The sequence below is a fragment of the Marinibacterium profundimaris genome (genome assembly GCF_002210095.1).
Taxonomy (GTDB): Bacteria; Pseudomonadota; Alphaproteobacteria; order Rhodobacterales; family Rhodobacteraceae; genus Marinibacterium; species Marinibacterium profundimaris.
Genome location: NZ_AQQR01000001.1, coordinates 963630 through 989926, shown reverse-complemented (window position 1 = coordinate 989926; position 26297 = coordinate 963630). Strand labels below are relative to the sequence as shown.

The 26297-nt window shown below is 67.1% G+C and carries 22 protein-coding genes; 10 read left to right on the top strand and 12 right to left on the bottom strand.

What is annotated here, in order from left to right:
• Positions 1-43: 43 nt before the first annotated feature.
• On the top strand, positions 44-1321 hold the full coding sequence (locus ATO3_RS04720) for a DUF3422 family protein (protein ID WP_088648607.1): 1278 nt from the start codon (positions 44-46) through the stop codon (positions 1319-1321).
• Between the two features lie 521 nt (positions 1322-1842).
• Here the strand turns inward: ATO3_RS04720 and ATO3_RS04715 are convergent.
• From ATO3_RS04715 to ATO3_RS04705, 3 genes are all read right to left on the bottom strand, one after another.
• Entirely contained in the window at positions 1843-2811 is a 969-nt protein-coding gene (locus tag ATO3_RS04715) for an ABC transporter permease (RefSeq protein ID WP_233152035.1), read from the bottom strand.
• 37 nt (positions 2812-2848) lie between these two features.
• The gene (locus tag ATO3_RS04710) at positions 2849-3856 is read right to left on the bottom strand and encodes an ABC transporter permease (protein WP_088648606.1); all 1008 of its coding nucleotides are present in this window, start codon (positions 3854-3856) and stop codon (positions 2849-2851) included.
• A 108-nt stretch (positions 3857-3964) separates the two neighbouring features.
• Entirely contained in the window at positions 3965-5689 is a 1725-nt protein-coding gene (locus ATO3_RS04705; RefSeq protein WP_088648605.1) for a peptide ABC transporter substrate-binding protein, read from the bottom strand.
• 268 nt (positions 5690-5957) lie between these two features.
• Between ATO3_RS04705 and ATO3_RS04700 the strand changes: the two genes are divergently transcribed.
• The 4 genes from ATO3_RS04700 to ATO3_RS04685 all read left to right on the top strand — a co-directional run bounded on the left by ATO3_RS04700 (position 5958) and on the right by ATO3_RS04685 (position 11393).
• On the top strand, positions 5958-7781 hold the full coding sequence (locus ATO3_RS04700; protein ID WP_088648604.1) for an ABC transporter ATP-binding protein: 1824 nt from the start codon (positions 5958-5960) through the stop codon (positions 7779-7781).
• A 6-nt stretch (positions 7782-7787) separates the two neighbouring features.
• Positions 7788-8951 carry an acetylornithine deacetylase gene (argE, locus tag ATO3_RS04695; protein ID WP_088648603.1) on the top strand — a complete coding sequence of 388 codons (1164 nt, stop codon included), beginning with the start codon at positions 7788-7790 and terminating at the stop codon, positions 8949-8951.
• A 91-nt stretch (positions 8952-9042) separates the two neighbouring features.
• Positions 9043-10206: a M20 aminoacylase family protein gene (locus tag ATO3_RS04690; protein WP_088648602.1), complete on the top strand. Its 1164-nt coding sequence runs from the start codon at positions 9043-9045 to the stop codon at positions 10204-10206.
• 23 nt (positions 10207-10229) lie between these two features.
• Positions 10230-11393 (top strand): M20 aminoacylase family protein, encoded by a 1164-nt coding sequence (locus ATO3_RS04685; RefSeq protein WP_088648601.1) that lies wholly within the window; start codon positions 10230-10232, stop codon positions 11391-11393.
• A 334-nt stretch (positions 11394-11727) separates the two neighbouring features.
• On the opposite strand, the gene ATO3_RS04680 is transcribed toward ATO3_RS04685, so the two are convergent.
• Together ATO3_RS04680 and moaA are read right to left on the bottom strand one after the other, a co-directional pair.
• Positions 11728-13035, bottom strand: coding sequence for a 3-deoxy-D-manno-octulosonic acid transferase (locus ATO3_RS04680; protein ID WP_088648600.1), 1308 nt, complete (start codon positions 13033-13035; stop codon positions 11728-11730).
• Entirely contained in the window at positions 13035-14045 is a 1011-nt protein-coding gene (gene moaA, locus ATO3_RS04675; RefSeq protein ID WP_088648599.1) for a GTP 3',8-cyclase MoaA, read from the bottom strand. Before moaA ends, ATO3_RS04680 begins: the two co-directional genes overlap by 1 nt.
• Before the next feature lie 151 nt (positions 14046-14196).
• Between moaA and ATO3_RS04670 the strand changes: the two genes are divergently transcribed.
• Positions 14197-14655, top strand: a complete 459-nt coding sequence (locus ATO3_RS04670; RefSeq protein WP_143747222.1) for a hypothetical protein — start codon at positions 14197-14199, stop codon at positions 14653-14655.
• A 74-nt stretch (positions 14656-14729) separates the two neighbouring features.
• On the opposite strand, the gene ATO3_RS04665 is transcribed toward ATO3_RS04670, so the two are convergent.
• From ATO3_RS04665 to glmU, 5 genes are all read right to left on the bottom strand, one after another.
• Positions 14730-15107, bottom strand: coding sequence for a hypothetical protein (locus ATO3_RS04665; RefSeq protein ID WP_088648597.1), 378 nt, complete (start codon positions 15105-15107; stop codon positions 14730-14732).
• A 101-nt stretch (positions 15108-15208) separates the two neighbouring features.
• Complete coding sequence (locus ATO3_RS04660; RefSeq protein ID WP_088648596.1) at positions 15209-15880, bottom strand: DNA alkylation repair protein; 672 nt, start codon at positions 15878-15880, stop codon at positions 15209-15211.
• Positions 15881-15885: 5 nt separating this feature from the next.
• Entirely contained in the window at positions 15886-16449 is a 564-nt protein-coding gene (locus ATO3_RS04655) for a pyridoxamine 5'-phosphate oxidase family protein (protein ID WP_088648595.1), read from the bottom strand.
• A gap of 70 nt (positions 16450-16519) precedes the next feature.
• Positions 16520-18334, bottom strand: coding sequence for a glutamine--fructose-6-phosphate transaminase (isomerizing) (glmS, locus tag ATO3_RS04650; protein ID WP_088648594.1), 1815 nt, complete (start codon positions 18332-18334; stop codon positions 16520-16522).
• Complete coding sequence (gene glmU, locus ATO3_RS04645) at positions 18334-19704, bottom strand: bifunctional UDP-N-acetylglucosamine diphosphorylase/glucosamine-1-phosphate N-acetyltransferase GlmU (RefSeq protein ID WP_088648593.1); 1371 nt, start codon at positions 19702-19704, stop codon at positions 18334-18336. The genes glmS and glmU overlap by 1 nt, the downstream gene beginning before the upstream one ends.
• Positions 19705-19843: 139 nt before the next feature.
• Between glmU and ATO3_RS04640 the strand changes: the two genes are divergently transcribed.
• The 3 genes from ATO3_RS04640 to ATO3_RS04630 all read left to right on the top strand — a co-directional run bounded on the left by ATO3_RS04640 (position 19844) and on the right by ATO3_RS04630 (position 23415).
• Positions 19844-20506 (top strand): HAD-IA family hydrolase, encoded by a 663-nt coding sequence (locus ATO3_RS04640; RefSeq protein WP_088648738.1) that lies wholly within the window; start codon positions 19844-19846, stop codon positions 20504-20506.
• Between the two features lie 89 nt (positions 20507-20595).
• Complete coding sequence (locus ATO3_RS04635; RefSeq protein ID WP_088648592.1) at positions 20596-21789, top strand: DegT/DnrJ/EryC1/StrS family aminotransferase; 1194 nt, start codon at positions 20596-20598, stop codon at positions 21787-21789.
• A gap of 588 nt (positions 21790-22377) precedes the next feature.
• Entirely contained in the window at positions 22378-23415 is a 1038-nt protein-coding gene (locus ATO3_RS04630) for an endonuclease/exonuclease/phosphatase family protein (protein WP_088648591.1), read from the top strand.
• 9 nt (positions 23416-23424) lie between these two features.
• Here ATO3_RS04630 and ATO3_RS04625 read toward each other — a convergent pair whose 3' ends face one another.
• On the bottom strand, positions 23425-24204 hold the full coding sequence (locus ATO3_RS04625; protein ID WP_088648590.1) for a hypothetical protein: 780 nt from the start codon (positions 24202-24204) through the stop codon (positions 23425-23427).
• Between the two features lie 201 nt (positions 24205-24405).
• On the opposite strand from ATO3_RS04625, the gene ATO3_RS04620 reads away from it, so the two are divergent.
• Positions 24406-25569, top strand: a complete 1164-nt coding sequence (locus ATO3_RS04620) for an isovaleryl-CoA dehydrogenase (protein WP_088648589.1) — start codon at positions 24406-24408, stop codon at positions 25567-25569.
• A gap of 47 nt (positions 25570-25616) precedes the next feature.
• Here ATO3_RS04620 and ATO3_RS04615 read toward each other — a convergent pair whose 3' ends face one another.
• Positions 25617-26219 (bottom strand): OmpW/AlkL family protein, encoded by a 603-nt coding sequence (locus tag ATO3_RS04615; protein WP_088648588.1) that lies wholly within the window; start codon positions 26217-26219, stop codon positions 25617-25619.
• Positions 26220-26297 lie beyond the last annotated feature (78 nt).

The window sequence follows — 26297 nt, the reverse complement described above, 5'->3', positions numbered from 1 at the left end:
GATCCTGCTATGCTGCGGGGATGATGCCCAGGAGAGGACCGGCATGCCCATCGAAGACCACCCGCTGCGCTACCGCCTGGCCAACGAGCTGCACGCGCGCCCGTTCCCCAGCCTTGAGACCCCGACCACCGCGGTCTTCCTGGCGATCAAGCAGCCCACGGAAGCGGTGGCGCGCGATCGGGGCGTGGATCTTGCGCATCTGACCGAGCTGCTTGACCGCCACGGCGCCGCGCATCCGCAGCCGGGTGCCACGCATCATTCGGTGCAGATCGGGCGCCACCTGCTGAAATGGGAGCAGCATACCGAGTTCGTCACCTACACCGCGTTCTGCGACGGGGTCAGCCCAAGGCCCTTCGACCCGGCGGAGTTCGAGGTCTTTCCCGAGGACTGGCTGTCGCGCGCGCCGGGGCAGCGGCTGACCTCGGCGCTGGTGCGGATCTGCGCGGCCGAGACCGACGAGGCGGTCACCGACGCGCTGGGACGCTGGTTCGTGCCGGAAAGCACGGTGGTCAGCCAGGTGCTGGATGACACGGCCATCGTGGCCAGCGACTACCGGATCGACCCGGCGGGCCACGTGCGGCTGGCCGTCTTCACCCGCCCCGAGGCGGGGCCGCGCCGGGTGGGGCGCACCGTGCAGCGCCTGCTGGAGATCGAGACCTACAAGACCATGTCCCTGCTGGGCTTTACCCGCGCGCGGTCGCTGTCGGACCGGATAGGCGAGCTCGACACGCGCCTGACCGAGGTGATGATGGAGATGACCGAGGGCACCGAGCCCGCCGATCGCATCCTGACCGAGCTGCTGGCGATCTCCTCCGAGCTGGAGACGATGGCCGCGCGGGCGTCCTTCCGGTTCGGGGCTACCGGGGCCTACCGGGCAATCGTCGAAGAACGCATCGTCGCCCTGTGCGAGGTGCGGTTCAACGGCCGCCCGACCTTTGGCGAGTTCATGGGCCGCCGGTTCGATCCGGCGATGCGCACCGTCACATCGACCGAGGCGCGGCTGCAGCGTCTGGCCGACAGGGCGATCCGTGCCGGCGACCTGCTGCGCACCCGGGTCGACGTCGAACGCAGCGCGCAGAACCAGGCCCTGCTGGAGAGCATGGACCGCCGCGCGGACATGGCCCTGCGGCTGCAGCACACGGTCGAGGGGCTGTCGGTGGTGGCGATCAGCTACTACGCCGTGTCGCTGGTCAGCTACCTGCTGTATCCGCTGGCCGGGGCGCTCGACCTGTCCAAGGGCGCGCTGACCGCACTGGTCACGGTGCCGGTCGTGCTGGGAGTCTGGCTGGCGTTGCGGCGTGTCCGGAAATCCCTGCACTAGGAACCGTGCAGGGAAATACAATATTACGTTACGTCAATGGGCAATTATCCGCCGAATGCGACGTTGCGGCAATAAGTGGTTTAGCGCCGAGAGGGCGAATCTCTTATAAGTGAAAGTACGATCTCGGGGATTGGGGGTCGTTAGAAGATTACATTACTTTCAGATAGAACCGGATCGCCCGGCACAGTCGTTCTCAGGCTGCCCCCGCCGGGGTGGCGCCCCGCGAAAAGTGCGGGAAATCAAATAGTTGAAGCGGCAGGGCGCAGATGATCCGAGGAGGGCCATCTGCGCCTTCTTTGTTTCCGATGACCAGCGTTGGGTCAGATTCGGGCCGTCACGGCCCGCCTGGAATCCCTTGCCTCGCGGTGTGCGGAAATACGCTTTTCAACCTGAGCGGTGTCTTGCCACCTGGCGCGATACCTATGCGCGACGTGCAGACGGGCCATGCGGTCGGCGCGGGGCTGGTGGCCGGCAAGGCATGAGGGCAGGGACGGGCGCACCGCCCCTGCCGCCGGGCGGTCTCAGCGTCCGCGAATGCGCGGGTCGAGCGCGTCGCGCAGCCCGTCACCCATGTAGTTCACGCTCAGCACCGTGAGCGAGATCAGCACACCCGGGAAGATCGCGCGTTCCGGGAACAGCGTCATCCGGTCGACCGCGTCGTTCAACAGCCGGCCCCAGGTCGGGAAATCCGGCGGAAAGCCGAAGCCCAGGAAGGACAGCGCGGATTCGGTGATGATCGCGGTGGCGATGCCCAGCGTGGCCGAGACCATGATCGGCGACAGCACGTTGGGCAGGATATGCCGGATCACCATCTTGCCGCTGCGCGTTCCGATCGACTGCGCCGCCAGGACGAACTCCCGCTCTTTCAGCGCCAGCACGTCGCCCCGCACGATCCGCGCGGTCTGCATCCAGGAGGTGACGCCGACGATGAAGACGATCAGCACGAATATCCCGCCCTCGGGCCCGAAGGCCTGCTTCAGCGGCTCGCGGAACAGCAGAACGGTGACCAGAAGCAGGGGCAGCAGGGGCAGGGCCAGGAACAGGTCGGTCAGCCGCATCAGCGGCCCGTCAAGCTTGCGGAAATAGCCCGCCATCGTCCCGATCAGCGTGCCCAGGAACAGCGACAGAAGCATCGCGGCCAGCCCCACGGTGATTGACACCTGTCCGCCTTGCATCAGCCGGGCCAGCGTGTCGCGGCCGATGTTGTCGGTGCCCAGCGGATGCGCCCATTCGGCCTTCACCCCGCTGTCCCACAGCAGCATGTAGGCCGGCCGCATATCCTTCAGCCGCAGGAAGTCGCGGCCCGTGGGAACGTATTGCGCGTCCTGCGCATAGAGCAGCGGCCCCAGGAAGACGCCCAGGATGATCGTCATGAAGACGATCAGCCCGGCAAAGGCGCCCCGGTGGTGGCGGAACTGCGCCCAGACATCCACCCACTGGCTGCGCGGCGGAGCGGAGGGGACCGGATCGGTCAGCGGTTCTGTCACCATGGCCGAGGTGACGGCGGTGACGCGGCTTTCGTTGCCCTCAGTCATAGCGGATCCTCGGGTCGAGCACGCCGTAGAGCACATCGGCGATCAGGTTGAAGGTCACGATCAGCACGGCGAAGATGAAGGTCAGCGTGTGGACCATGGGCAGGTCGTTGGCCTCGATCGCGGTGATCAGCAGCTGGCCGATCCCGTTCACCTTGAAGACCTGCTCGGTGATGATGGCGCCGCCGAAGATCGCGGGCACGCCAAGCGCGATGACCGTGATCACCGGGATCATGGAGTTGCGCAGCACGTGGATCAGCACCACGGTCGCCTCCGACAGCCCCTTGGCCCGGGCGGTGCGCACGTAATCCTGGTTCAGGTTGTCCAGCATCGAGGCCCGCATGAAGCGCGAGATCTGCGCCGTGGTCTGCAGCGCCAGCACCATGACCGGCATCACCATCTGCCGCACCTGCTGCCAGAACGTCTCCCAGCTGTTGACCGTCAGCGTCGTGTCGTAGATCGACGGCAACCAGCCCAGCTGGACCGAGAAGATCACGATCACCAGAACGCCCGAGAAGAACGGCGGCACGGAAAAGCCCACCATCGAGATGAAGGTCCCGGCCTGGTCGAAGACCGAATATTGCTTGTAGGCGGAATAGATCCCGATCGGCAGGGCGATCAGCACGCCCACCAGATAGGCCAGCCCCACGACGGTCAGGGTCTGCGGCAGGCGCTGCACGACGATCTCCATCACCGGCGACCGGGTCTGCCACGAGATGACGCGCTGTTGGCCCTCGGCCCAGTCGGTGCCGAACATCGTGTCGATGAAGACGGCCGGCTCGATCACGAAGAACTGGTAGAGCCATTTGACGAAGCGCACGTGCAGGGGCTCGCCCAGCCCCAGCGCCTCGCGCATGCGTTCCTTGACCTCCGGCGGGACCGTCAGCGGCACCTGGGCCATCGGGTCCCCGGGTGCGAGTTCGAGCAGCAGGAAGATGACCAGGCTGATGAACATCAGCGTCGGTATGGCCAGGACCAGCCTTCGAATTGTGTATGTCAGCATTCTTGGAGGATGCCTTTGCGTTCAGTGCAGGGGCAATGGCCAGCATTGCGGCGGCAGTAGAAACAATACGGCCGGCCCCTGACAAAAGGACCGGCCGTGGGCAGACGATCAGCTGCCCTTCTTGCGATACCAGTCAGCGACGTTCCACAGCTCGCTGTCCCAGGTGTTCAGCACGACACCGCCCAGATCGAGCGAATGCGCCGACACGCGGCCGCGGTGCACCAGCGGAACGATGGTCCAGCTGTCCACGGTGAGCATGTTGTTCATCTTCTTGGCGATCTCGCCGCGCTTCTCGATGTCGCCGGTTCGGGCCAGCTCGTCGATCAGGGCGTCGTATTCCTCCTCGCAGAAGCGGTTGATGTTCTCACCCTGCCATTGCGACGACGGCTTGGGTTCGTTGCCACAGCGATACTGGGCAAGATACTGCTGCGGATCGGTGCCGTTGAAGGTGTTGGCGTACATTTCCACGTCGGCATAGAACTTCTGGAACGTGTCCGGAGAGCCCGGGTCGCCGCCGAAGAAGACCGAGCCGGAGACGTTGCGCAGTTCGGTTTCCACACCGATTTCCGACCACCACTGCTTGATCAGCGCCTGGAAGTCCTGGCGGACGGCGTTGGTCGAGGTCTGGTAGAGGATTTCCAGCGGCACGCCGTCCTTCTCGCGGATGCCGTCGCCGTCGGTGTCGACGATGCCGGCTTCGTCCAGCATGGCACTGGCGCCGGCGATATCCTGCGCGAAGCAGCCGGTGTTCTGCGCGGCGTAATTGTCAGGCACCGGGACCAGGTCACAGGTCGGCTTGCCGGCCTTGCCATAGCCCACTTCGACCAGCAGTTCGCGGTCGATGGCCATCGACAGCGCCTCGCGCACCACCGGATCGCTCAGGAAGGGATGCGGCTCGGCCACGGTCGCGCGCGTCTCGGGCGGCAGGTCGGGCGAGGGGTTGGTCAGGTTCATCTCGATCCGTTCGACCAGCGGGCCGAAGCCGGCGATGGCCACGCCCTTGCCGGCGGCTTCCATCGAGGCGATGACGTCAGGCGCCAGTTGCAGGTTCCAGGCATAGTCGAATTCGCCGGTTTCCAGCACCGAGCGACCGGCCGCGGCCGCGTCACCGCCGCCCTTGAAGGTCACGGTCTGGAAGGCGGGCTTGCCTTCCTCGCGGAAGTTCTCGTTCGCCTCGAATGTAATCACGTCGTTCGGCTTGAACTCGACCACCTTGAAGGGGCCGGTGCCGATCGGGTTGAAGTTCGCCTCGGTGCACTCGGGGGCGCGGGCGCCCAGGCAGTCCGAGAATTGCGCCGCCTGCAGGATCGGCGACTGGCCGCCCACGAAGGGGCCGTAGGGGTTAGGCTTGGGCTGGTTGAAGGTGACCTTTACGGTCAGGTCATCGACCGCCTCGACCGTTTCCACGCCGTCGAAGAACGCGCCCTGGGCGCAGCCGCCCTCGGGATGCATGCAGTATTCGGCGGTGAACTTCACGTCGGCCGACGTCAGCGGCGTGCCGTCCGACCACACCAGCCCTTCCGAGATCTTCCAGGTTATGGTGGTGAGATCCTCGCTCACCCCGCCATTGGCAACCGTGGGCACTTCGTCCACCAGCCAGGGCACGAGGTTGCCGGCCTCGTCATAGCGCGCCAGCGGTTCGAGAACGAGCGACGAGCTTTCGATGTCCTTGGTGCCGCCGGACAGGAAGGGATTCAGGATCGACGGGGCCTGCCAGTAGATGATGCTGACATTGCCATCGCGCCCGCGCTCGCCTTCGTGGCCTTCGGCAAATGCCGTTCCGGCCAGCGCAAACGTGGCTGTCGCGCCGAGCAATAGGGTTCTGAGGGTCATACTACACTCCATGTTGGACACGATTTTCGTGCCTTTTCCGGGCCGCTCTGACGGCGGCCGTTCGTTTCCGATGCGTGCGTCCGCCCGGGATGTCACGGGCCAATGGCCCGGTGCCGCGCCGGTCGGTCTCCCCTGCACCAGATACGCCGATTATCGAAACAGAGATTCGGAAAATTGCAAGGGTGGCGACGGGGAAAGCGTCTCTGGGGTTTGACACTGCCGCAGGCGCCGCCATAGCGTTCAGCATTGAAGAACGGGAGTATCGGACGTGCTGGATCAGCCGATTGCACAGATCAAGGGTCTCAGGGTCGGGTTTCAGACCAAGGATGGCCCGGTCGAGGGCGTGAAGGGTGTGTCTTTTGACATATATCCGGGCGAAACCGTTTGCGTTGTTGGCGAATCCGGGTCCGGCAAGTCGGTGACATCGCTGTCGCTGATGCGGCTGGTGGAGTTCGGCGGGGGTGAAATCACCGGCGGTCAGCTGCTGTTCGACCGCGATGACAAGCCCGGTGCCGAGTTCGACGTGGCGAGCGCCGAACAGGACATGATGCGCAAGATCCGCGGCAACCAGATCGGCATGATCTTCCAGGAGCCGATGACCGCGCTGAACCCGGTCTTCACGGTGGAACGCCAGCTCACGGAAGGGTTGCGCGTGCACAAGGGGCTCAGCCGCGAAGCCGCCGCCGCGCGGGCGCTGGAACTGCTCAAACAGGTGCGCATTCCCGAAGCCGAGCGCCGCATGAAGCAATACCCGCACGAATTGTCCGGCGGCATGCGCCAGCGCGTGGTGATCGCCATGGCGCTGGCCTGCGAACCGCGGCTGCTGATCGCGGACGAACCCACCACCGCGCTCGACGTGACGATCCAGGCCGAGATCCTCGCGCTGATGGACCGGCTCAAGCGCGAGACCGGGACCGCTGTGATGTTCATCACCCATGACATGGCGGTCGTGGCCCAGATGGCCGACCGCGTCGTCGTCATGTTCCGCGGCGAGAAGGTCGAAGAGGGCACCGTCACCGAGATCTTCGAGAAGCCGCAGCACCCCTATACCCAGGCCCTGCTGGCCGCGGTTCCGAAGCTGGGCGAGATGCGGGGCAAGGCGGCGCCCGAGCCGATGAAGCTGATGGGCGTCGAGGGCCAGAAGATCGAGCCCATCCCCGGCACCGAACGCCAGTTGCTGAAGGTGTCGAACCTGGTCACCCGCTTCCCGGTGAAGGGCGGCTTCTTCCGCCGCACCGTGGCCAATGTGCACGCGGTCGAGGACGTGTCCTTCACCATCAACAAGGGCCGGACCCTGTCGCTGGTGGGGGAATCCGGCTGTGGCAAGTCCACGGTGGGCCGCTCGCTGCTGCGGCTGGTGCAGCCGAATTCGGGCAGCGTGAACCTCGACGGGCTGGAGATCACCGAGCTGGACGATCGTGCCCTGCGCGACGCCCGCGTGGACATGCAGATGATCTTTCAGGATCCCTTTGCCTCGCTGAACCCGCAGATGCAGCTGTCGGACCAGGTGGCCGAGCCACTCTACAACTACCCCAACCCCGGGGTGGATATCCGCGAGCGCGTCGAAAGCCTGTTCGACCGGGTCCACCTGCCGCGCAGCTTCATGCGCCGCTACCCGCATGAATTGTCGGGCGGCCAGCGCCAGCGCGTGGCCATCGCCAGGGCGCTGGCCCTGCGGCCGAAGCTGATCGTCGCGGACGAGGCGGTCTCGGCGCTCGACGTCAGCGTACAGGCGCAGGTCCTGAACCTGATGATGGAACTGCAGGCGGAGCTGCAGCTGTCCTACCTCTTCATCAGCCACGACATGGCCGTCGTCGAACGGGTGTCCCACGATGTGGGCGTCATGTACCTGGGCCGCATCGTCGAGATGGGCCCGCGCGAGAAGATTTTCGAGAACCCCCAGCACGCCTATACCCGCGCGCTGATGAAGGCCGTGCCGATCGCCGATCCGCACCGGCGCAAATCCGAACGGGACCTGAACTTCAAGCCGATCCCGTCGCCCATCCACCCGGTGGAATATGAACCGGAACCCTCGGTCTACCGCGAGGTCGAGCCGGGGCATTTCGTGCTGACCACCGACAGCGGTTACTGACCCAACATGACTGATACCTTAAGCCCCCGCGCCATCCTCGAGGCGCTGGTCTCGTTTCCCACGATTTCCGACCAGACCAACCTGCCGCTGGTGGACTGGGTGCAGGACTACCTCTCCTCCCACGGGATCGAGAGCCACCGCTTCGTGAAGCCGGACGACCCACGAAAGGCCGCGCTTTTCGCCCATGTCGGGCCGATGGAAGAGGGCGCCGTCGTGCTCTCGGGCCATACCGACGTGGTCCCGGTGAAGGGCCAGGCCTGGGATACCGACCCTTTCGAGGTGGTCGAGAAGGACGGGCTGCTCTACGGCCGTGGCTGCTGCGACATGAAGGGCTTTGACGCGCTTGCGATCTGGGCGCTGGTCGAGGGCGCGAAACGCGGCCTGAAGCGGCCCCTGCAAATCGCGCTGAGCTATGACGAGGAGATCGGCTGCACCGGGGCCATGCCCCTGATCGAGGCAATGGCCGCCGTGCTGCCGCGCGGGACGGATGCGATCATCGGAGAACCCTCGCTGATGAAGGCGGTGACCGGCCAGAAGGGCGGCACCGGTTACCATGTGCATGTGCACGGGTTCGAGGTGCATTCCTCGTTGGTGCACACCGGCGTGTCGGCGATCATGTATGGCGCCAAGCTGATCGAATGGGTCAACGACCGCAACGCGGCCAACATGGCGCGCACCCCGTCCGAGATCGCCTCGCTCTTCACCCCGCCCTGGACGACGCAGCATGTTGGCATGATCCAGGGCGGCACGGCGCATAACATCACCGCGCGCGATTGCACCTTCGCGGTGGAATGCCGCCTGGTCCCGGGCGAGGATCTGGACGATTGGCGCGCCGGGTTCGAAGCCGCCGTGGCCGAGGTGCAGGCACAGATGCAGGCGGTGCGCCCCGAAGCCTGGATCGAGCTGGAGCCCTTCTTCACCGTGCCGCCGCTGATGCCCGAGACCGACGGCAGCGCCGAGGCGCTCGTCCGACAGGTGACAGGCGACAACGGCACACATGTGGTAAGCTACGGCACCGAAGCGGGCCATTTCCAGAACGCCGGCTATTCCGCGGTGATCTGCGGCCCCGGCAATATCGAACAGGCGCACCAGGAGAACGAGTTCCTCTCCATCGCCGAATTCGAAGCCGGGCAGGCGTTTATGGAAAACCTGCTGGAGCGACTTTCGTAGGGTGGGTTTTCAACCCACCGCCTCGCCGCCGCACCCTCTCGCGGGCGGTGGGGTGTAACCCCACCCTACGCCCATTGCGAGGACGACACCCATGCCCATCAAGAACCGCCTCGCCGAGATGCAGGACGAGATCACCGGTTGGCGCCGCCACCTGCACCAGCATCCCGAGCTCATGTACGAGGTGCACGAGACCGCGGCCTTCGTCGTCGAGCGCTTGAAGGACTTCGGCCTCACCGACATCACCACCGGCATCGGCCGCACCGGCGTCGTCGCGGTGATCGAGGGCAAGTCCAACACGTCCGGCAAGGTCATCGGCCTGCGCGCCGACATGGACGCCCTGCCGATCACCGAAGCCTCTGGCGTGGACTATGCCTCGCACACCCCCGGCGTGATGCATGCCTGCGGCCACGACGGCCACACTTCGATCCTGCTCGGCGCGGCGAAATACCTCTCCGAGACGCGCAATTTCGACGGCAGGGTCGTGCTGATCTTCCAGCCTGCCGAAGAGGGCGGGGCAGGGGCGCTGGCGATGTGCCGCGACGGTCTGATGGACCGCTGGGGCATTCAGGAAGTCTATGGCCTGCACAATGCGCCGGGCCTGCCGGTGGGGTCCTTCCACACGCGCCCGGGTCCACTTCAGGCCTCCTCGGACGAATTCGAGATCCGGGTCACCGGCCGCGGCGGCCACGCGGCCACCCCGCAGGAGGCGATCGACACCACCCTCGTCGCCTGCCAGATCGTCGTCACCCTGCATTCGATCGTGTCGCGCAACGTCGACCCGCTGAGACCCACCGTTCTGACCGTCGGCACCTTCGAGACCGACAGCGGCGCCTCGAACATCATCCCGCAGACCGCGCGCCTGACCGGCACCGTCCGCACCCTGGACCCGGAGGTCCGCAAGCTGGCAGAGACCCGCATCCGCCGGGTGGTCGAAGACACCGCCAGCGCCTTTGGCGCCACGGCCGAGCTGATCTGGGAACCGGGCTACCCGGTCACGGTCAATTCCCCTGACCACGCGGCCTTTGCCGCCGAAGCCGCGCGCGCCGTCTCGCCCGACGTGGACGAGGCCTGCGACCCGATCATGCCATCCGAAGATTTCTCGTACATGCTCGAGGAACGCCCCGGCGCCTACCTCTTCCTCGGCAACGGCGACACGCCGATGTGCCATCACCCCGCTTACGTCTTCGATGACGAGGCCATACCCCTGGGGGCAAGCTGGTTCGCCGAACTGGTCGAACGCCGCATGCCCGCCTGAGACGACCGAGAAGGACCACGACCATGCCCGTCAAGAACCGCTTTGCCGAGCTCCACGACGAAATCACCGCCTGGCGCCGCGACATCCACGAACATCCCGAACTGCTCTACGAAACCGACCGAACCTCGGCGCTGGTGGCCGACAAGCTGACGGAATTCGGCTGCGACGAGGTGGTCACCGGCATCGGCCGTACCGGCGTTATCGGAGTGATCAAGGGCAACAGCGACAGTTCGGGCCGTGTCATCGGCCTGCGCGCCGACATGGACGCGCTGCCGATCCTCGAGGACACCGGCGTGCCCTACGCGTCGAAAACCCCCGGCGTGATGCATGCCTGCGGCCATGACGGCCATACCGCGATGCTGCTGGGCGCCGCGAAATACCTCTCCGAGACCCGCAACTTCAACGGCACCGTGGTGGTCATCTTCCAGCCCGCCGAAGAGGGCGGCGCCGGCGGCAAGGCCATGTGCGACGACGGCCTGATGGACCGCTGGGGCATCCAGGAGGTCTATGGCATGCACAACTGGCCGGGCCAGGACGCCGGCACCTTCTCGATCCGCCCCGGTGCCTTCTTCGCCGCGACGGATGTGTTCGAGATCGACTTCCAGGGCAAGGGCGGCCACGCGGCCAAACCCCACGAGACGGTCGATACCACGGTAATGGCGGCGCAGGCGATCCTGGCCCTGCAGACCATCGCCAGCCGCAACGCCGACCCGGTCGACCAGGTCGTGGTCTCGGTCACCTCCTTCGAAACCTCGTCCAAGGCCTTCAACGTCATCCCTCAGGGCGTGTCGCTGCGCGGCACCGTGCGCACCTTGGCGCCCGAGACGCGCGACCTGGCCCAGACGCGGATCATCGAGATCTGCAACGGCATCGCCGCAACCTTCGGCGGCACGGTGGAGATCGACTATGTCCGCAACTACCCGGTGATGGTGAATTCCGAGCAGGAGACCGATTTCGCCGTCGAGGTCGCCCGCTCCGTTTCGGGCGAGTGCGCAGATGCACCGCTGGTCATGGGCGGCGAGGATTTCGCCTTCATGCTCGAGGAACGCCCCGGCGCCTACATCCTCGTCGGCAATGGCGATACCTCGCCGGTGCATCACCCGAAGTACAACTTCAACGACGAGATCATCCCCGCCGGCTGCAGCTGGTACGCCGAGATCGCCGAGAAGCGCATGCCCGCCGCCTGAGCCCAGCCCTCTATCACCGGTCCATCCGCTGCCACCACGACCGCGGATGGACCGTCTTAACTACAACCGAACCTCAGCCATCAAGACTGATCTCGACAGGCGCCACGCAGCCGCGGGGCCCACCCCCTGTCTTCTTCTTGGCCCAAATACCTCATCCGACATCCCGGTTTCGCGCCGGTCCCCCGAAGAGGCCGCCCGCCGCCAGGGGCATCCCCGACCACGAGCCCCCCCGCGCTCCGCCAGACCACGTGGCGCGCCCTCTTGTCTTCATCTTTGTCCAAATACTTCGACGCGCCGCCCGCCACCGGCGCCACGCCGCTGCAGGGCACCACGCTCACAGCCCCAGCTGCTCGACCAGCACGTCGATCACGTGATCCAGCGCCGCCGCCCCTGACCGCGCGAAATCCCGCGCCGCCTCGCGCCGGGTCTCCAGACGCGCCGCATCCCCCAGCCAGCCCAGGACCACGCCGGCGATATCCTCCGCCGTTGCCACCTCGGTCGCGGCCCCGGTCGAGAACATCGGCCCGAAGGTCTCGCTAAAATTGACCACATGCGGCCCGCTCATCACCGCCGCGCCGGAGCCCGCCGGCTCGAACGGGTTGTGCCCGCCGATCTCCGGCAGGAGCGAGCCGCCCAGCAGCACGATCGGCGCCGCGGCGTACCAGGTGCCCGTCTCGCCCAGGGTGTCGGCCAGATAGACCTGCGTCTCCGCCCCGATCGGCTCGCCCGTGCTGCGGCGTGCGCAGGTCAGGCCAGCCTCGCGGACCATCGCCTCGACCGCATCGCCGCGTTCGGGATGGCGCAGGATCAGGATCAGCAGCGCGCCGGGGCGCTGGCTCAGGATACGCGACTGCGCCTCCAGGACGATCTCTTCCTCGCCAGGATGGGTGGAACTCGCGACCCAGAGCGGGCGGGGGCCCACCGCCTCGTGCAGCTCGGACAGGGTCAGCTCGTCCACCGGCAGCGGCTCGGCCGTGGCCTTGAGGTTCGCACCGACCTGCAGCCGGTCCGGATCGGCGCCCATCGACCGCAGGCGCTGCGCGATCTCGGCATTCTGGGTCAGCATCACCTCGAAGGCGTCCAGCACGAAGCGCGCCGTGTCCGGATACCGCGCCCAGCCCTGTGCCGACCTGGCCGAAAGCCGCGCGTTCAGCAGCGCCAGCTTCACCCCCCGGTCGCGGGCGCGGATCAGCATCCCGGGCCAAAGCTCGCTTTCCACGAAGACCCCGGCGCGCGGGCGCCAGTGGTCCAGGAAGCGGTCCAGCACCTGCGGCGCGTCCATCGGCGCGAACTGGTGGCGGGTACGCGGCGGCAGCCGGCGGCCGACAATCTGGGCCGAGCTGGCGGTGCCCGAGGTCATCAGGAACTCTGCCCCCGGCAGCCTCTGGCCCAGCCGCGTGATGACAGACAGGACCGACAGGCTCTCGCCCACGCTGGCCCCGTGAAACCAGATCATCTCGCCCTCGGGGCGGGGCAGTGTCGCATGGCCGGCGCGTTCGTCGATCCGCTCGGGCTCCACCCCCTGCGCGGCCAGCTTGCGGCCGACATGGGCCAGCACCATGGGCGCGGCAAGACGGGTCAGCCCGGAATAGACCTTGTAAAGCGGTGTCGGTGACGGCCTTTTGCCACCCTTGCGGGACATCAGCCGCCCGTGTGGCTCATGTGGCGCGACACCTGGCCGTCCGCCCGGCGACGCGAATAATCGAAATCATGGCCCTTGGGCTTCAGCCCGATCGCCGCGCGGATCGCCTCCTGCAGGGGGCGGTCGTCGTTGGGCCAGTCGCGCAGCGGCGCGCGCAGGTCGGCCATGTCCTCCTGGCCCAGGCACATGTAAAGCTCGCCGGTGCAGGTCAGCCGCACGCGGTTGCAGCTTTCGCAGAAATTGTGGGACAGCGGCGTGATGAAGCCGATCTTCTGGCCCGTCTCCTCCAGCCGCACGTAGCGCGCCGGGCCGCCGGTGCGCTCGGCCAGGTCGGTGACGGTATAGTGCTCTTCATACCGGGCGCGCACATCCTTGAGCGACCAGAACTGGCCCACGCGGTCCTCGTTGCCCAGATCGCCCATCGGCATGACCTCGATCCAGGTCAGGTCCATGCCCTTCTCGGCGCACCATTCGGTGATGCGCGGCAGTTCTTCCTCGTTGAAGCCCTTCAGCGCGACGGCGTTGATCTTGATCTTCAGCCCGGCGTCCAGCGCGGCATCGATGCCCTTGAGCACCTGCGGCAGCCGGCCCCAGCGGGTCACGCGGGCGAATTTTTCCTCGTCCAGCGTGTCGAGCGAGACGTTGATCCGTTTCACCCCCGCATCGGCGAGGTCCCTGGCAAAGCGGCCCAGCTGCGAGCCGTTGGTCGTGACCGTCAGCTCCTTGAGGGCCCCGCTGTCCAGGTGCCGAGACATCGACCGGAAGAAGGTCATGATGTCGCGCCGCACCAGGGGCTCGCCGCCGGTGATCCGCAGCTTCTCGACACCCATGCCGACAAAGGTCGAACACATGCGGTCCAACTCTTCCAGCGTTAGAAGCTCCTTCTTCGGCAGGAAGGTCATGTTCTCGGCCATGCAATAGACGCAGCGGAAATCGCAGCGGTCGGTGACCGAAACGCGCAGATAGGTGATCGCGCGGGCAAAGGGATCGATGAGGGGCGCCTGTGTCATGGGGCAAGAGGTAAACCTCCGCGAAGGTTGCGACAAGGGGCGTTAACGAATGGTGCGGCGGGCGGAGGGGGCGCCCGGGCGTGGCAGCGATCCGCCATTTCCATGCGCGACGCGATGGACCTGCGGGGTGCAGGGCCCTAGAAAGGGGGGCATGAAACTCTGGATGGCAATGACGCTCGTGGCGCCGCTGGCGCTGATGGGCTGCGATACGGTCAAGGGGGTGTCCGACGGCATCTTCGGTGGCCCCGGTACGAATGGCACCGCGCAGGGCACGACGCCCGTGGTCGGGGCGGCCGCGCCGGCCGATGCGGCGGACACGGCGCCCCAGGCCGAAGTGCCCGTGGCGCTTCCGGTGTCGGGCAGCGCATCGCTGGGCACGACGGTGGCCTCGCTGGGCGACCCGGCAAGCCCTGGGCTCTGGATGGAAACGCCCCTGACCAGGCGCGAACAGACTGGCGAGGTGCGCTACCAGGGCTCCACCGTGACCCTGACGCTGCGGCCCACGGGCGGAGAGCCGGGCAGCGGCAGCCGCCTGTCGCTGCTGGCGATGCAGGCGCTGGGCGCGCCCCTGACCGAGCTGATCGAGGTCAGCGTGACCGGCGCGCGCTGACGCGCGAATTGGGTCTCAGGACCGGGCAGTTTGACCTCGCCGGGCCGCCGTATCCCCGTGGTCACCGGGCAGGATCACTGCGGGGCGAGAGCCTCGGCGGCGGCATCGTATCCGGCGGCGGCGGTCAGCAGCGCAAGGGCCATCTCTGCATCATTCGTGCCGCCGGCCTCGGGCGCGGCATCGGGCATGTCCGTCCCGGTCGGCGCGGTGCCATCGACAGGGTCCGTCCCGGGCGCGGCATCCGGGGCGGGCGGCTCGGGCGGCTGGAAGACCAGCGCCGCCTCGACCCCCCGGGCGATCTGCGACGCGGCAAGGCCCTGGGCGTTCTTCGGCAGCTCGATGCCCGCCTCGCGGGCCGCGGCCACGGCGGCCTTTGCCTGGTGGCCGGTGGATTGCGCGCTGCGGCCGGGGCCTGTGGGCGCGGGACTGTCTGCGGGGGCGGTGATCTCCATGGCGTGTCTCCTGCTTCGGGCCGGAATGGTCCCGGGTCGCGTCGAAGCAGACTGACGCAGGCAGGTTGGCGAAGGATTACGACAGGGCCGCGTCCGGCGACTCAATCGAGATATTTCGAGGCTTCTTTTCGTGCAAATGCCTTCATTCGCCCGCCATTCTCATCGAGGAAGGAGCGCACGCGCGAAGGATCGTGTTTCGACAGGTCGCGCAGCCACCAGCCCACGGCCTTCTGGATGAACCAGTCGCGGTCGTCCACATAGCCCGCCGCCCAGCCCAGCACGCGGTCGCGCGCGGCCAGCTCTTCCGGCTTGGGGTGGTTCTGCTTGGTCCAGGGCAGGGTGATGACCAGCGCCGCGCGACGGGTCCACATGTGGTCCGACGCGGTCCAGCGCTCGATCTCGTCCAGGCGCGCCGGGTCGGCCACGAGCCGCTTCTGCCCGGCCATGCAGGCGTGATCGGCGATGGCCCAGGCGTCGAAGTCGGGCACCCAGCCTCGGACGGTCTCCCACACCGCGTCATCGGGACGGATCCGCGCCTGGGTCAGGATCTTGGCGGCGAGGATCCGCGCCTCGTGGATGTCGCTTGCCCAGAGTTCCCGCGCCACCGCCACCCGGTCCGCGACGGACAGCGTCTGGCGCGCCTCCTTTGCCAGATCGTTCAGAACCGGGTTCGGCACGCCCAGATAGGTGCGGGGGGCCTTGTGATAGGCCGCCGCGCCCTTGGCGCGCTCCGGATCCTCCAGCGCGCGCAACCGGTCAAGCCAGCACGTCACCGCGATCAGGCGTCCGTTCGGGTCATCCCGGCGGGCAGGCCCGTGGGCTTGCCGTCCAGTGTGACGGTGTTCTTCTCGGCCCAGTAATCGCGCAGCTTGTCCTCGCCCTTGTCGAGGGTCCAGCGATGCAGCGTGTCGCGGTCCGATACGAACTCCATGAAGGGCACGGCATAGCCGCAGGAGGTCTGCGTCATCTCGACCGACATGTCATAGACCTGACGCGCGCCCATCTGTGTCGGAAACAGCTCCGACATCTCGGCCCAGTCGGGATCGCCCCGGTGGATCGTCCGGGCTGTCCCGTACATGCGGTAGATCAGCGGACGCTTTTCGAAGGAACACCACATCAGCGTCATGCGCGGATGTTCCAGCAGGTGGCCCGCCGTCTCGTTCCCCGATCCGGTGAGGTTCATCCACACCACCCGGTTCGGCCCGAGAATGCGCAGGCTGTCCTGCCCCTTGGGCGAGACATTGACCCGCCCGTCCGGCGCCGCCGTGCCGGTGAAGAACATATGCTGCGCTTCGACGAAAGCCTTCTGATCCTCGGTGATGTGATCGAACTGTTTTGCCATGTGGTCCTCCTGGCGGGCCTGCAACCTGACGGGCCTGCAACCGATGCCTGATACCGTTTACGGAGAAAGCCTACTCCACCGTGACCGACTTGGCGAGGTTGCGCGGCTGGTCCACGTCGGTGCCCTTGGCGATGGCCGTGTGATAGGCGATCTGCTGCGCCGGGATGGCATAAAGGACGGGGGCGAACATCGGATCGGCCTCGGGCATGCGGATCACGCCCCAGCAGCCGTGGCCGGCCATCTCGGCGCCGGCGGCATCGGTGACCAGCAGCACCTTGCCGCCGCGCGCCATGACCTCCTGCATGTTCGAGATCGTCTTGTCGAAAAGCGCATCCGACGGCGCCATCACGATCACCGGCACATGGCTGTCGATCAGCGCGATGGGCCCGTGCTTCAGCTCGCCGGAGGCATAGCCCTCGGCGTGGATATAGCTGAGTTCCTTGAGTTTCAGCGCGCCTTCCAGAGCCAGAGGATACATCGCGCCCCGGCCCAGGAAGAGGATGTCATGCGCCTCCGACAGCTCTTGCGCCAGGTCGTTGATCTGCGGGCCCACGGCCAGCGCCTGGCTGACCAGCGCGGGCAGCGACGACAGCGCCGCGATCCGGCCCTTCAGCGCGTCCTGCGTCAGCGTCCCCCGGTCCGAGGCCGCCTTGATCGCCATCAGCGCCAGAACCATCAGCTGGCAGGTGAAGGCCTTGGTCGAGGCGACCGAGATCTCGCGCCCCGCGAGGATCGGCAGGGCCAGGTCGGATTCCCGCGCGATGGTGCTTTGCGCCACGTTCACGACGCTGGCAATCCGGCACTTGCCGGCGGCAAAGCGCATGGCGGCCAGCGTGTCGGCGGTCTCGCCCGACTGGCTGACAAAGATGGCCAGCGTGCGCTCCGACAGCGGCGGCTCGCGATAGCGGAACTCGCTCGCGACATCGACCTCCACGGGGATCCGCGCCAGCGTCTCCAGCCAGTATTTCGCCACGAAGCAGCTGTAGAATCCGGTGCCGCAGGCGACCATCACCACCCGGTCGATGCCGGTGAAATCCAGCGCATCGCCGGGGAAGGTCAGCTGCCCGCCGGGCAGGTAATGTGCCAGCACATCGGCCAGGACCGAGGGCTGCTCGGCGATCTCCTTGGACATCCAGTGCTTGTGGCCGCCCTTTTCGACCTGACCGTCGTTGTCCTCGATCCGCACGCTGGCGCGGCTCACCAGGTGGCCGCGCGCGTCGAAGATATCGGCGCCCTTGCGGGTGACGACGGCGCGGTCGCCTTCCTCCAGATAGGTCACCCGGTCAGTCATCGGGGCCAGCGCGAAGGCGTCGGAGCCCACGAACATCTCGCCATCGCCCCAGCCGATCGCCAGGGGCGAGCCCTTGCGGGCGGCGACGATCAGGTCTTGCTCGCCGTCGAAGAGGAAGGCGAGCGCAAAGGCGCCCTCCAACCGGTCGATGGCGGCGAATGCGGCCTCGACCGGTTTCATGCCGCCGTCCATGAACATCTGCGCCATGAGCGCGACGGTTTCGGTGTCGGTCTGGGTTTCGGGGGTGAACCCCGCTGCCTGCAGTTCGTCCCGCAGCCTGCCGAAATTCTCGATGATCCCGTTGTGGACGACGGCCACGGGCCCGGCCTTGTGCGGATGCGCGTTGCCCTCGTTCGGGGCGCCATGGGTGGCCCAGCGGGTATGACCGATGCCGGATTTGCCGCGCAGCGGTTCGTGCACCAGCTTGTCCGACAGGTTGATCAGCTTGCCCACCGCGCGACGCCGGTCCAGGTGGCCATCGTTGACCGTGGCGATACCGGCGCTGTCATAGCCGCGATATTCAAGCCGTTTGAGCGCCTCGACCAGGATGGGGGCGACCTCGTGGTTGCCCAGAACGCCGACGATACCGCACATTATGCCTGCTCCTGCTGCGTTTTTTCCCTGCGCTTCTGCTCCTTGCGGGACTTGAGAAACTCGAAGAGCTTCAGCGCCCGGCCCGGCTTGACCTCCTGCCGCGCGCGGGCCAGCGCCAGGGCGCCGTCCTCGACATCGCGGGTGATGACCGAGCCGGTGGCCGTCATCGCGTTGTTGCCGACCCGGACCGGGGCCACCAGCATCGTGTCCGAGCCGATGAAGGCGCCGGCGCCGATCTCGGTATGATGCTTCATGAAGCCGTCGTAGTTGCAGGTGATCGTGCCGGCCCCGATGTTGGTGCCTTTCCCGACCGAGGCATCGCCGATGTAGCTGAGGTGGTTGACCTTGGCGCCCTCGTCGATCGTGGCATTCTTGATCTCGACGAAATTGCCGACGCGGCTGTCCTCGCCCAGCTCGGCGCCGGGGCGCAGGCGGGCATAAGGGCCGACCACCGCGCCACGGCTGACATGGCACCCTTCAAGGTGCGAAAAGGCACGGATCGTGGCGCCGGTCTCGACCGTGACGCCGGGGCCGAAGACGACGTTCGGCTCGACCGAGACATCGCGGCCGATCACCGTGTCATGGGCGAGGAAGACCGTCTCGGGCGCGGTCAGCGTCACGCCGATCTCCAGCAGCTCGGCCCGGGCGCGCGCCTGGAACAGCGCCTCGGCCCGCGCAAGGCCCGCGCGGCTGTCGACGCCCAGCGTCTCCTCCTGCGGGCAGACCACCACGGTGGCGGATTTCCCGGCGGCGCGTGACAGCTGGACAATATCCGTCAGATAGTATTCCCCGGCCGCATTGTCGTTCGACACCTGGTCCAGCAACTGGAACAGCAGCGCCGCATCGCAGGCCATGACGCCGGAATTGCAAAGGGTTATGGCGCGCTCTTCGGCCGAGGCGTCCTTGAACTCCACGATGGCGGTAAGCTGGTCGCACTCCATCTTCAGCCGGCCGTAGCGGCCCGGGTCTGGCGTGTCGAAGCCCAGAACGATCACGTCATGGGTGGCCCGGGCGGCGATCATCGCCTCCAGCGTCTCGGGCCGGATGAAGGGCGTGTCGCCGTAAAGCACGATAACCGTGCCCTCGAACCCCTCCAAGGCGGCGCGGGCCTGCAGGACGGCATGGCCGGTGCCCAGCTGCTCTTGCTGGAGGACAACGGTGGCATCGGGATCCTCCTCGTCCGCCGCTTGCGCAACGGCGTCGGAGCCGTGGCCCGCGACCACAACCGTGCGCGCGGGCTGCAGCGCCGCGCCGGCGCGCATCGCATGGGCCAGAAGCGGCGCATGGGCGACCTGGTGCAGGACCTTTGGCAGGTCCGATTGCATCCGCGTGCCCTTGCCGGCCGCAAGGATGACGAGGCTCGTCTCCATGGAGAAGTTCCCTTAATAAAAGCTTACCGCGGTTTTATCGGGCTGACCCGATGGTGCAAGCCGGGTGGGTATCAAAGAAGGTTTCGGCGCTGCAATACGGGACAATCCCACGGGTCGGCCGCGAATGGAAAGACAGATGATGCGAAACGTGATCTTCGACCTGGACGGCACGCTGGCCGATACATCGGGCGACCTGATCGCCGCGGCCAATGCGGCCTTCGCGGCGCTGGGGCTGGAGGTCCGGCTGGATCCAGCGCGCGACGCGGGCACCGCGCTGCGGGGCGGGCGGGCCATGCTGACGCTGGGGCTTGAGCGGCAGGGCGCCGTGGACGTGGCGCTGATCGACCGCGGCTATCCGATCCTGCTGGAGGCCTATGGTGCCGAGATCGACCGCCACACTGTGCTTTATCCCGGAGCGATGGAGGCGGTCGAGGCGCTGAAATCCGCCGGTTACGCTGTGGGGATCTGCACCAACAAGCCCGAGGCGCTGGCCCGGCAGCTTTTGACCCGGCTGGGCATCCTTGACGCCTTCGGCTCGCTGATCGGGGCCGACACGCTGGCGGTGCGCAAGCCCGACCCGGAGCCCCTGCGGACCGCGGCCCGCGACGCGGGCGGGGATCCGGCGCGGTGCCTGCTGGTGGGGGATTCGATCACCGACCGGCGGACGGCCGCCGCCGCCGGGGTGCCCTGCGCGCTGGTGACCTTCGGCCCATCGGGCGAGGACATGGCCGCGCTGGCGCCGGAGGGGCTGCTCGAAGAGTTCGCCGCACTGCCCGCGATGGCCGATCGGCTGATCGTCTAGACCGCCTGCGGCAAGCGGCCGCCCGCGCCTGGCGGGATCCGCGCGCGTGCCCGATTGACGCTGGCCGGGCGGCGGCGCACAAAGCGCGCATGACCGAGCATTTCACCGGATCCTTCACCCAGCAGGAACCGATTCCCGAAGACGGGATCGCGGCCGCGCTGGACGTGCTGCGCAACGGGCGCCTGCACCGCTATAACGTCGCCGCCGGAGAGCTGTCGCAGGCGGCGCTGCTGGAACAGGAGTTCGCCGCCTGGACCGGCGCGCGCTATTGCCTGGCGGTGTCATCGGGTGGCTACGCGATCGCCACGGCGCTCAGGGCCGTGGGCGTGGGGCCGGGCGATCCGGTGCTGACCAATGCCTTCACCCTGGCGCCGGTGCCGGGGGCCATCGCCGCGGTGGGCGGCAGGCCGGTCTTCGTCGGCGTGACCGAGGATCTGACCATCGACCTCGACGACCTCGCCGCCAGGGCGGGGCAGGCGAAGGTGCTGTTGCTGAGCCACATGCGCGGGCATACCTGCGACATGGACCGGCTCATGGCCATCTGCGACGGCGCCGGGATCACCGTGATCGAGGATTGCGCCCATACGATGGGGGGCGGCTGGAACGGCGTCGCCTCGGGGCGGCACGGGGCGGTAGGCTGCTATTCGACCCAGACCTACAAGCACATGAATTCCGGCGAGGGCGGGCTGCTGGTCACCGATGACGCGGACATCGCCGCGCGGGCGGTGCTGCTGTCGGGGTCCTACATGCTGTACGAGCGCCACCTTGCGGCGCCGGGACCCGAGGTGTTCGAGCGGCACAAGTATGACATGCCCAATATCTCGGGCCGGATGGACAACCTGCGCGCGGCGATCCTGCGGCCGCAGCTGAAGGATCTCGAGACCCAGATCGCGCGGTGGAACGACCGCTACCGGGTGCTGGACGAGGAGCTGCGCGACACTGCCGGGCTGCGCCTGGTCGCGCGGCCCGAGAAGGAGGCCTATGTGGGGTCGTCCTTTCAGTTCCTGCTGCTGGACTGGGCCGACGATGCGATCCGCGAGGTGGTCGCCCGCTGTGGCCGCCGGGGGGTGGAGCTGAAGTGGTTCGGCGCGCCGGAGCCTGCGGCGTTTACCTCCACCTACGGGCACTGGCGCTATGCGCCGTCCGAGCCTTTGCCGGACAGCGACCGGGTGCTCAGGGCGATCCTGGACATGCGGGTGCCGCTGACCTTCTCGGAAGAGGATTGCGCGCTGATCGCCCGGATCATCCGGGCCGAGGTCGGCGCGGTCTACCAGGCGGCCTGAGATGTCCCACGCGTGGGACATGTTTCGGCTCCAGTGAAATCAGGGGCTTGCAGGCGCGGATTAACCGGATCTTAGGATTCGGGCCTGTTGGCGGGTGCTGTTGCCCGCGGGGCGCGAGAGGATCGGGGGCGGCGCCGGCGGCGAGGTCCTGATGGAGTATTTTTGTCCAAGAAGAAGACAGGGGCGCCGCATCGGGGGACGGGCCTGATCTTCGTGCAGCGACGGCGGGTAAGACCGTCTGGCGGCGGCGCTCGTGGAGGGGACGGAGTGGAGTATTTTTACAAAGATGAAGCAGGGGACGTGGCGCCATGGCTCCGGAGCGGCGCACCATCCCCCTGTCTTCTTCTTGGCCCAAATACCTCGAACGCAACGGTTCAACCGGGGCTGCCCCATCCCGTCTCGCGCCGTCCCCCTGTCTTCACCTTTGTCCAAATACTCCGTCGACACGGTCGCGGCTTACGCGACGGCGGGGTCTGACCTCCGCGCTCTCAACAGGCCCTCTTCGCGCGGCCCCCGGGTCCGTGAAACTGTCACGAAGCCAGCGCGCGATCTCTGGTAGGGTGGGGGCGTAACGCGTCGGAGGGTGCCATGGCCGCGAGAGATATCTCATTCGCCAGTTTCAATCTTCTCAATCTCCAACGTCCCGGGCGGCGGATCTATTTCGATTCCGACGGCTGGCCGCAGGAGGTGTTCGACCGGAAGGTCGCGTTCACGGCACAGGTGCTGCGTCAGCTGGACGCCGATGTCATTGGTTTTCAGGAGCTCTGGTCAGAAGAGGCCCTGGCCCCGGCGATGGAGCGGTCGGGCCTGGACGCCACCCATGACCTGCTGGTGCCCGAGGGCCATGGCGACGACCGGATCATCTGTGCCGCCGCCGTGCGCCGCGACATGCTGGTGGAGGCGCCGCGATGGATCACCGAGTTCCCCGAGGCCTGTGTCCTGCGCTCCACCGGGGACGACCCGCAGCAGCCCGAGATCTCGGTCCGGCTATCGGGCTTTTCCCGCCCTGTCATGCATCTGCAGGTGCGGCCCGATCCGCGGACGCCGGTGATCCATGTCTTCGTCTGTCATTTCAAGTCGCGCCGCCCGGCGGATATCTGGCGCGAGCGGGCCTGGTACGACAAGGACCTACACGGGCCGCATAAAGAGGCGCTGGGCTATGCCGTCTCGACCATCCGGCGCACGGCGGAGGCGGCGGCGCTGCGCGTGATCCTGACCGACCTGATGAAGAAGACCGACACGCCCGTCGTGCTGCTGGGCGACATGAACGACGGCAAGGAGAGCAACACGCTGAACGTGCTGTCCGAACAGCCCAATTACCTGGGCCCGCTGTCGACCGGGGGCGGGGACAATGCTCTTTATACCGCCCAGACCATCCAGGAATACCGCTCGACCCGGGATGTATACTACACCCATGTCTACGAGGGGCAGCGCGAGAGCCTGGATCACATCATGTTCAGCCAGGAATTCTATGACAATTCGAAGAAGCGGCTTTGGGCCTTCGACGAGATGATCGTGCAGAACGACCATCTCAATTTCGACGATCACAAGGTGAGCGGCACGAATGATCACGGGATCATCCGCGTGGGGTTCGAGTGGAAACCCGCGCCGGGCGCCGGGGCCTGAGCCGGGCGGTCAGCCGGCGCGGGGCGAGACGTAGGTGTCGAGCCCGGTGATCGCGTGGATCTCGGCGAAGGCGCCGTTGCCCCTGGCCTGCAGGATCTGCATCGACGTGGTGTCGATCCGGATGCGGGTGTCGCCGTCCGTGAGCGTGACGCTGTCGGCGGTGCGGGCGCTTTCCTGGAACTCGCGCGTGGCGCCGCCCACGTCTTCCTCGATCCAGCTGCCATCGACGCGCTGGCGGAACCGGCCGCCGTCGAAATAGGCCATGCCGACGTTTTCGCCGGTGATCGCGGGGGGCGCTTCGGGGGCCGGGGCGCCGGTCTTCTCGGCATAGCAGGCCTGGGCCTTGAGGATCGCCGCCGTGGTTCCGGCCAGCGCATAGCTGCGTTTCTTGCCGTCGCTGATCTGCAGGGCCATCTCGCGGCCCTTTTCCAGCCCGCTCTGGGCCACGGCATTGACCGCGACCGTGGCGTAGCCGCCGGACAGCGTGGCCTGCTGCGGACTGGACAGCCCGTCGATCCAGAGGGTTGCATCGACGTTCTCGCCTGTCTGCGTGCTGGGCACGATCAGCGAAAGCCCGCCGTCATCGGCGAGCACGAGGGTGTCGGCCCCGGATCCGGTCACCGCCTGGCAGGAGACCACCGTGCCGCCCGAGGCGATCGCGAAGACCGACCAGCCGCGCACGTCGTCATAGGGCGTGGCGCTTTGGCCGTCCGTGGTGACCTGTGCGGTGGCACCCTGTGCGAGGCCCGAGAGGGCAAGAGCGAGGGCGAAGCGGGCGGGACGGGTCATGGTGGTCTCCGGTCTGGGGTGCACGCCTACCTGTGCAGGGGCGGCGCGGGCTGTCAACGCGGCAGGTCCGCCGGGGGAGGTGGGGTGGCACGCGCTCCGGGGCGGCGGCGGGGTGCCGGGGCCAGCCTTGTCTGTTGACGGAGAAAACCGGCGCTGCTATCCATTTATTGAACGCGCGTTCATTAACTTTGGGAGGGGTCCATGTTCGCGGCATCGATGCAGTTCGACCTGGGCGAGGAGGTCAAAGCCCTCAGGGACATGATCCATCGCTGGGCACAGGAGCGGCTGCGCCCCATGGCGCAGGAGATCGACCGGTCCAACGCCTTTCCGTCCGAGCTGTGGCGCGAGATGGGGGATCTGGGCCTTCTGGGGATCACCGTGCCGGAGGAGTATGGCGGCGCGGGGATGGGCTACCTGGCCCATGTCATCGCGGTCGAGGAACTGGCGCGGGCCTCGGCCTCGGTCGCGCTGTCCTATGGCGCGCATTCCAATCTCTGCGTGAACCAGATCCGGCTGAACGGCACGGCCGAGCAGAAAGAGCGGTACCTGCCGAAGCTGGTGTCGGGCGCGCATGTCGGTGCGCTGGCCATGTCGGAGGCCGGGGCGGGGTCGGACGTGGTATCGATGAAGCTCAGGGCGGAACGGCGCAACGATCATTACCGGCTGAACGGCGCCAAGTACTGGATCACCAACGGGCCGGATGCCGATACGCTGGTGGTCTATGCCTCGACCGACCCGGCGGCGCGGGCCAAGGGGCTGACGGCCTTCCTGGTCGAGAAGGACATGAAAGGGTTTTCGACCAGCCCGCATTTCGACAAGCTGGGCATGCGCGGGTCCAACACCGCAGAGCTGATCTTTGACGATGTCGAGGTGCCGTTCGAGAATGTGCTGGGCGAAGAGGGGCGCGGGGCCGCGGTGCTGATGTCGGGGCTGGATTACGAGCGTGTCGTGCTGGCGGGCATCGGCACGGGAATCATGGCGGCCTGCATGGACGAGGTCATGCCCTATGTCTCCACCCGCGAGCAGTTCGGCCAGAAGATCGGGAATTTCCAGCTGATGCAGGGCAAGATCGCCGACATGTACACGGCGATGAATTCCGCGCGGGCCTATCTGTACGAGGTCGCGAAGGCCTGTGACCGGGGGCAGGTGACGCGGCAGGATGCGGCGGCGTGCTGTCTTTATGCCTCGGAACAGGGGATGGTGCAGGCGCATCAGGCGGTGCAGGCGCTGGGCGGGGCCGGGTTCCTGGCGGATGCGCCGGTCAGCCGGATCTTTCGCGATGCCAAGCTGATGGAGATCGGGGCGGGCACGTCCGAGATCCGGCGGATGCTGGTGGGGCGCGAGTTGATGGAGGCGATGGGCTGAGGCCCAAAGGGGCGGGCGGCCCCCCGGAGGGGACCGCCGCAGGGGGATCAGAAGCGATGCACGTAGGAGACGCCGAACACCCAGGGGTCGATGTCCACGCCGGCCAGCGGCGCGCCGTTCAGCGTGGCGTCGGTGTCGATGTCCATCCAGCGCACGTCGACGCGCAGGGCGCCGGCCTCGGTCAGCTGGTAATCCGCGCCGGCATGGAGCGCGACGCCCCAGCTGTCGTCGAGGTCCAGGTCGCCGAGGGAGGATTCGGTATCCCAGAAGGTGGTGTAGTTCACGCCGATGCCGACGAAGGGCTTGAACGCCGTCTGGGTCGGGAAGTGATAGTTCACCGACAGGGTGGGCGGCAGCTGCTGGGTGGAGCCGATCTTGGTCCCGTCAATCTCGATATCGTGATCGAAGGGCCAGGCGGCCAGCAGTTCGATGCCGATATTGTCCCGGAAGAAATATTCGACCGTCAGGGTCGGGCGCAGGCTGTCGCCCACGTCGATCGTGCTGGTGCCGACCGAGGCGTTGTCGTCCTTCGGCACGACGTAGCCAAGGCCGAGGCCGAGGGTCCAGTCTCCCTGAGACTGCGCGGCGAGCGGCGCGGCCAGTCCGGCCAGCGCGGTTGTCATGGCGAGTGTGGCGATGATGGTCTTCATGGTTCTGTCCACTTCGTGTCTTGCCGGCCGGGTGTCGCACGGGTCGCGGCGGCGCGACCTGATCTGCATCAAGTCTCT

Excerpts from the sequence above, each read along its gene's own strand:
- ATO3_RS04710 (WP_088648606.1), bottom strand. The coding sequence starts at position 3,856 with ATGCTGACATACACAATTCGAAGGCTGGTCCTGGCCATACCGACGCTG.
- glmU (WP_088648593.1), bottom strand. The coding sequence starts at position 19,704 with ATGGAGACGAGCCTCGTCATCCTTGCGGCCGGCAAGGGCACGCGGATG.
- ATO3_RS04670 (WP_143747222.1), top strand. The coding sequence starts at position 14,197 with ATGAAACTCTGGATGGCAATGACGCTCGTGGCGCCGCTGGCGCTGATG.
- moaA (WP_088648599.1), bottom strand. The coding sequence starts at position 14,045 with ATGACACAGGCGCCCCTCATCGATCCCTTTGCCCGCGCGATCACCTAT.
- ATO3_RS04655 (WP_088648595.1), bottom strand. The coding sequence starts at position 16,449 with ATGGCAAAACAGTTCGATCACATCACCGAGGATCAGAAGGCTTTCGTC.
- ATO3_RS04635 (WP_088648592.1), top strand. The coding sequence starts at position 20,596 with ATGACCGAGCATTTCACCGGATCCTTCACCCAGCAGGAACCGATTCCC.
- ATO3_RS04665 (WP_088648597.1), bottom strand. The coding sequence starts at position 15,107 with ATGGAGATCACCGCCCCCGCAGACAGTCCCGCGCCCACAGGCCCCGGC.
- glmS (WP_088648594.1), bottom strand. The coding sequence starts at position 18,334 with ATGTGCGGTATCGTCGGCGTTCTGGGCAACCACGAGGTCGCCCCCATC.
- ATO3_RS04625 (WP_088648590.1), bottom strand. The coding sequence starts at position 24,204 with ATGACCCGTCCCGCCCGCTTCGCCCTCGCTCTTGCCCTCTCGGGCCTC.
- ATO3_RS04705 (WP_088648605.1), bottom strand. The coding sequence starts at position 5,689 with ATGACCCTCAGAACCCTATTGCTCGGCGCGACAGCCACGTTTGCGCTG.
- ATO3_RS04715 (WP_233152035.1), bottom strand. The coding sequence starts at position 2,811 with ATGGTGACAGAACCGCTGACCGATCCGGTCCCCTCCGCTCCGCCGCGC.
- ATO3_RS04680 (WP_088648600.1), bottom strand. The coding sequence starts at position 13,035 with ATGTCCCGCAAGGGTGGCAAAAGGCCGTCACCGACACCGCTTTACAAG.
- ATO3_RS04620 (WP_088648589.1), top strand. The coding sequence starts at position 24,406 with ATGTTCGCGGCATCGATGCAGTTCGACCTGGGCGAGGAGGTCAAAGCC.
- ATO3_RS04615 (WP_088648588.1), bottom strand. The coding sequence starts at position 26,219 with ATGAAGACCATCATCGCCACACTCGCCATGACAACCGCGCTGGCCGGA.
- ATO3_RS04720 (WP_088648607.1), top strand. The coding sequence starts at position 44 with ATGCCCATCGAAGACCACCCGCTGCGCTACCGCCTGGCCAACGAGCTG.
- ATO3_RS04685 (WP_088648601.1), top strand. The coding sequence starts at position 10,230 with ATGCCCGTCAAGAACCGCTTTGCCGAGCTCCACGACGAAATCACCGCC.
- ATO3_RS04630 (WP_088648591.1), top strand. The coding sequence starts at position 22,378 with ATGGCCGCGAGAGATATCTCATTCGCCAGTTTCAATCTTCTCAATCTC.
- ATO3_RS04690 (WP_088648602.1), top strand. The coding sequence starts at position 9,043 with ATGCCCATCAAGAACCGCCTCGCCGAGATGCAGGACGAGATCACCGGT.
- argE (WP_088648603.1), top strand. The coding sequence starts at position 7,788 with ATGACTGATACCTTAAGCCCCCGCGCCATCCTCGAGGCGCTGGTCTCG.
- ATO3_RS04640 (WP_088648738.1), top strand. The coding sequence starts at position 19,844 with ATGCGAAACGTGATCTTCGACCTGGACGGCACGCTGGCCGATACATCG.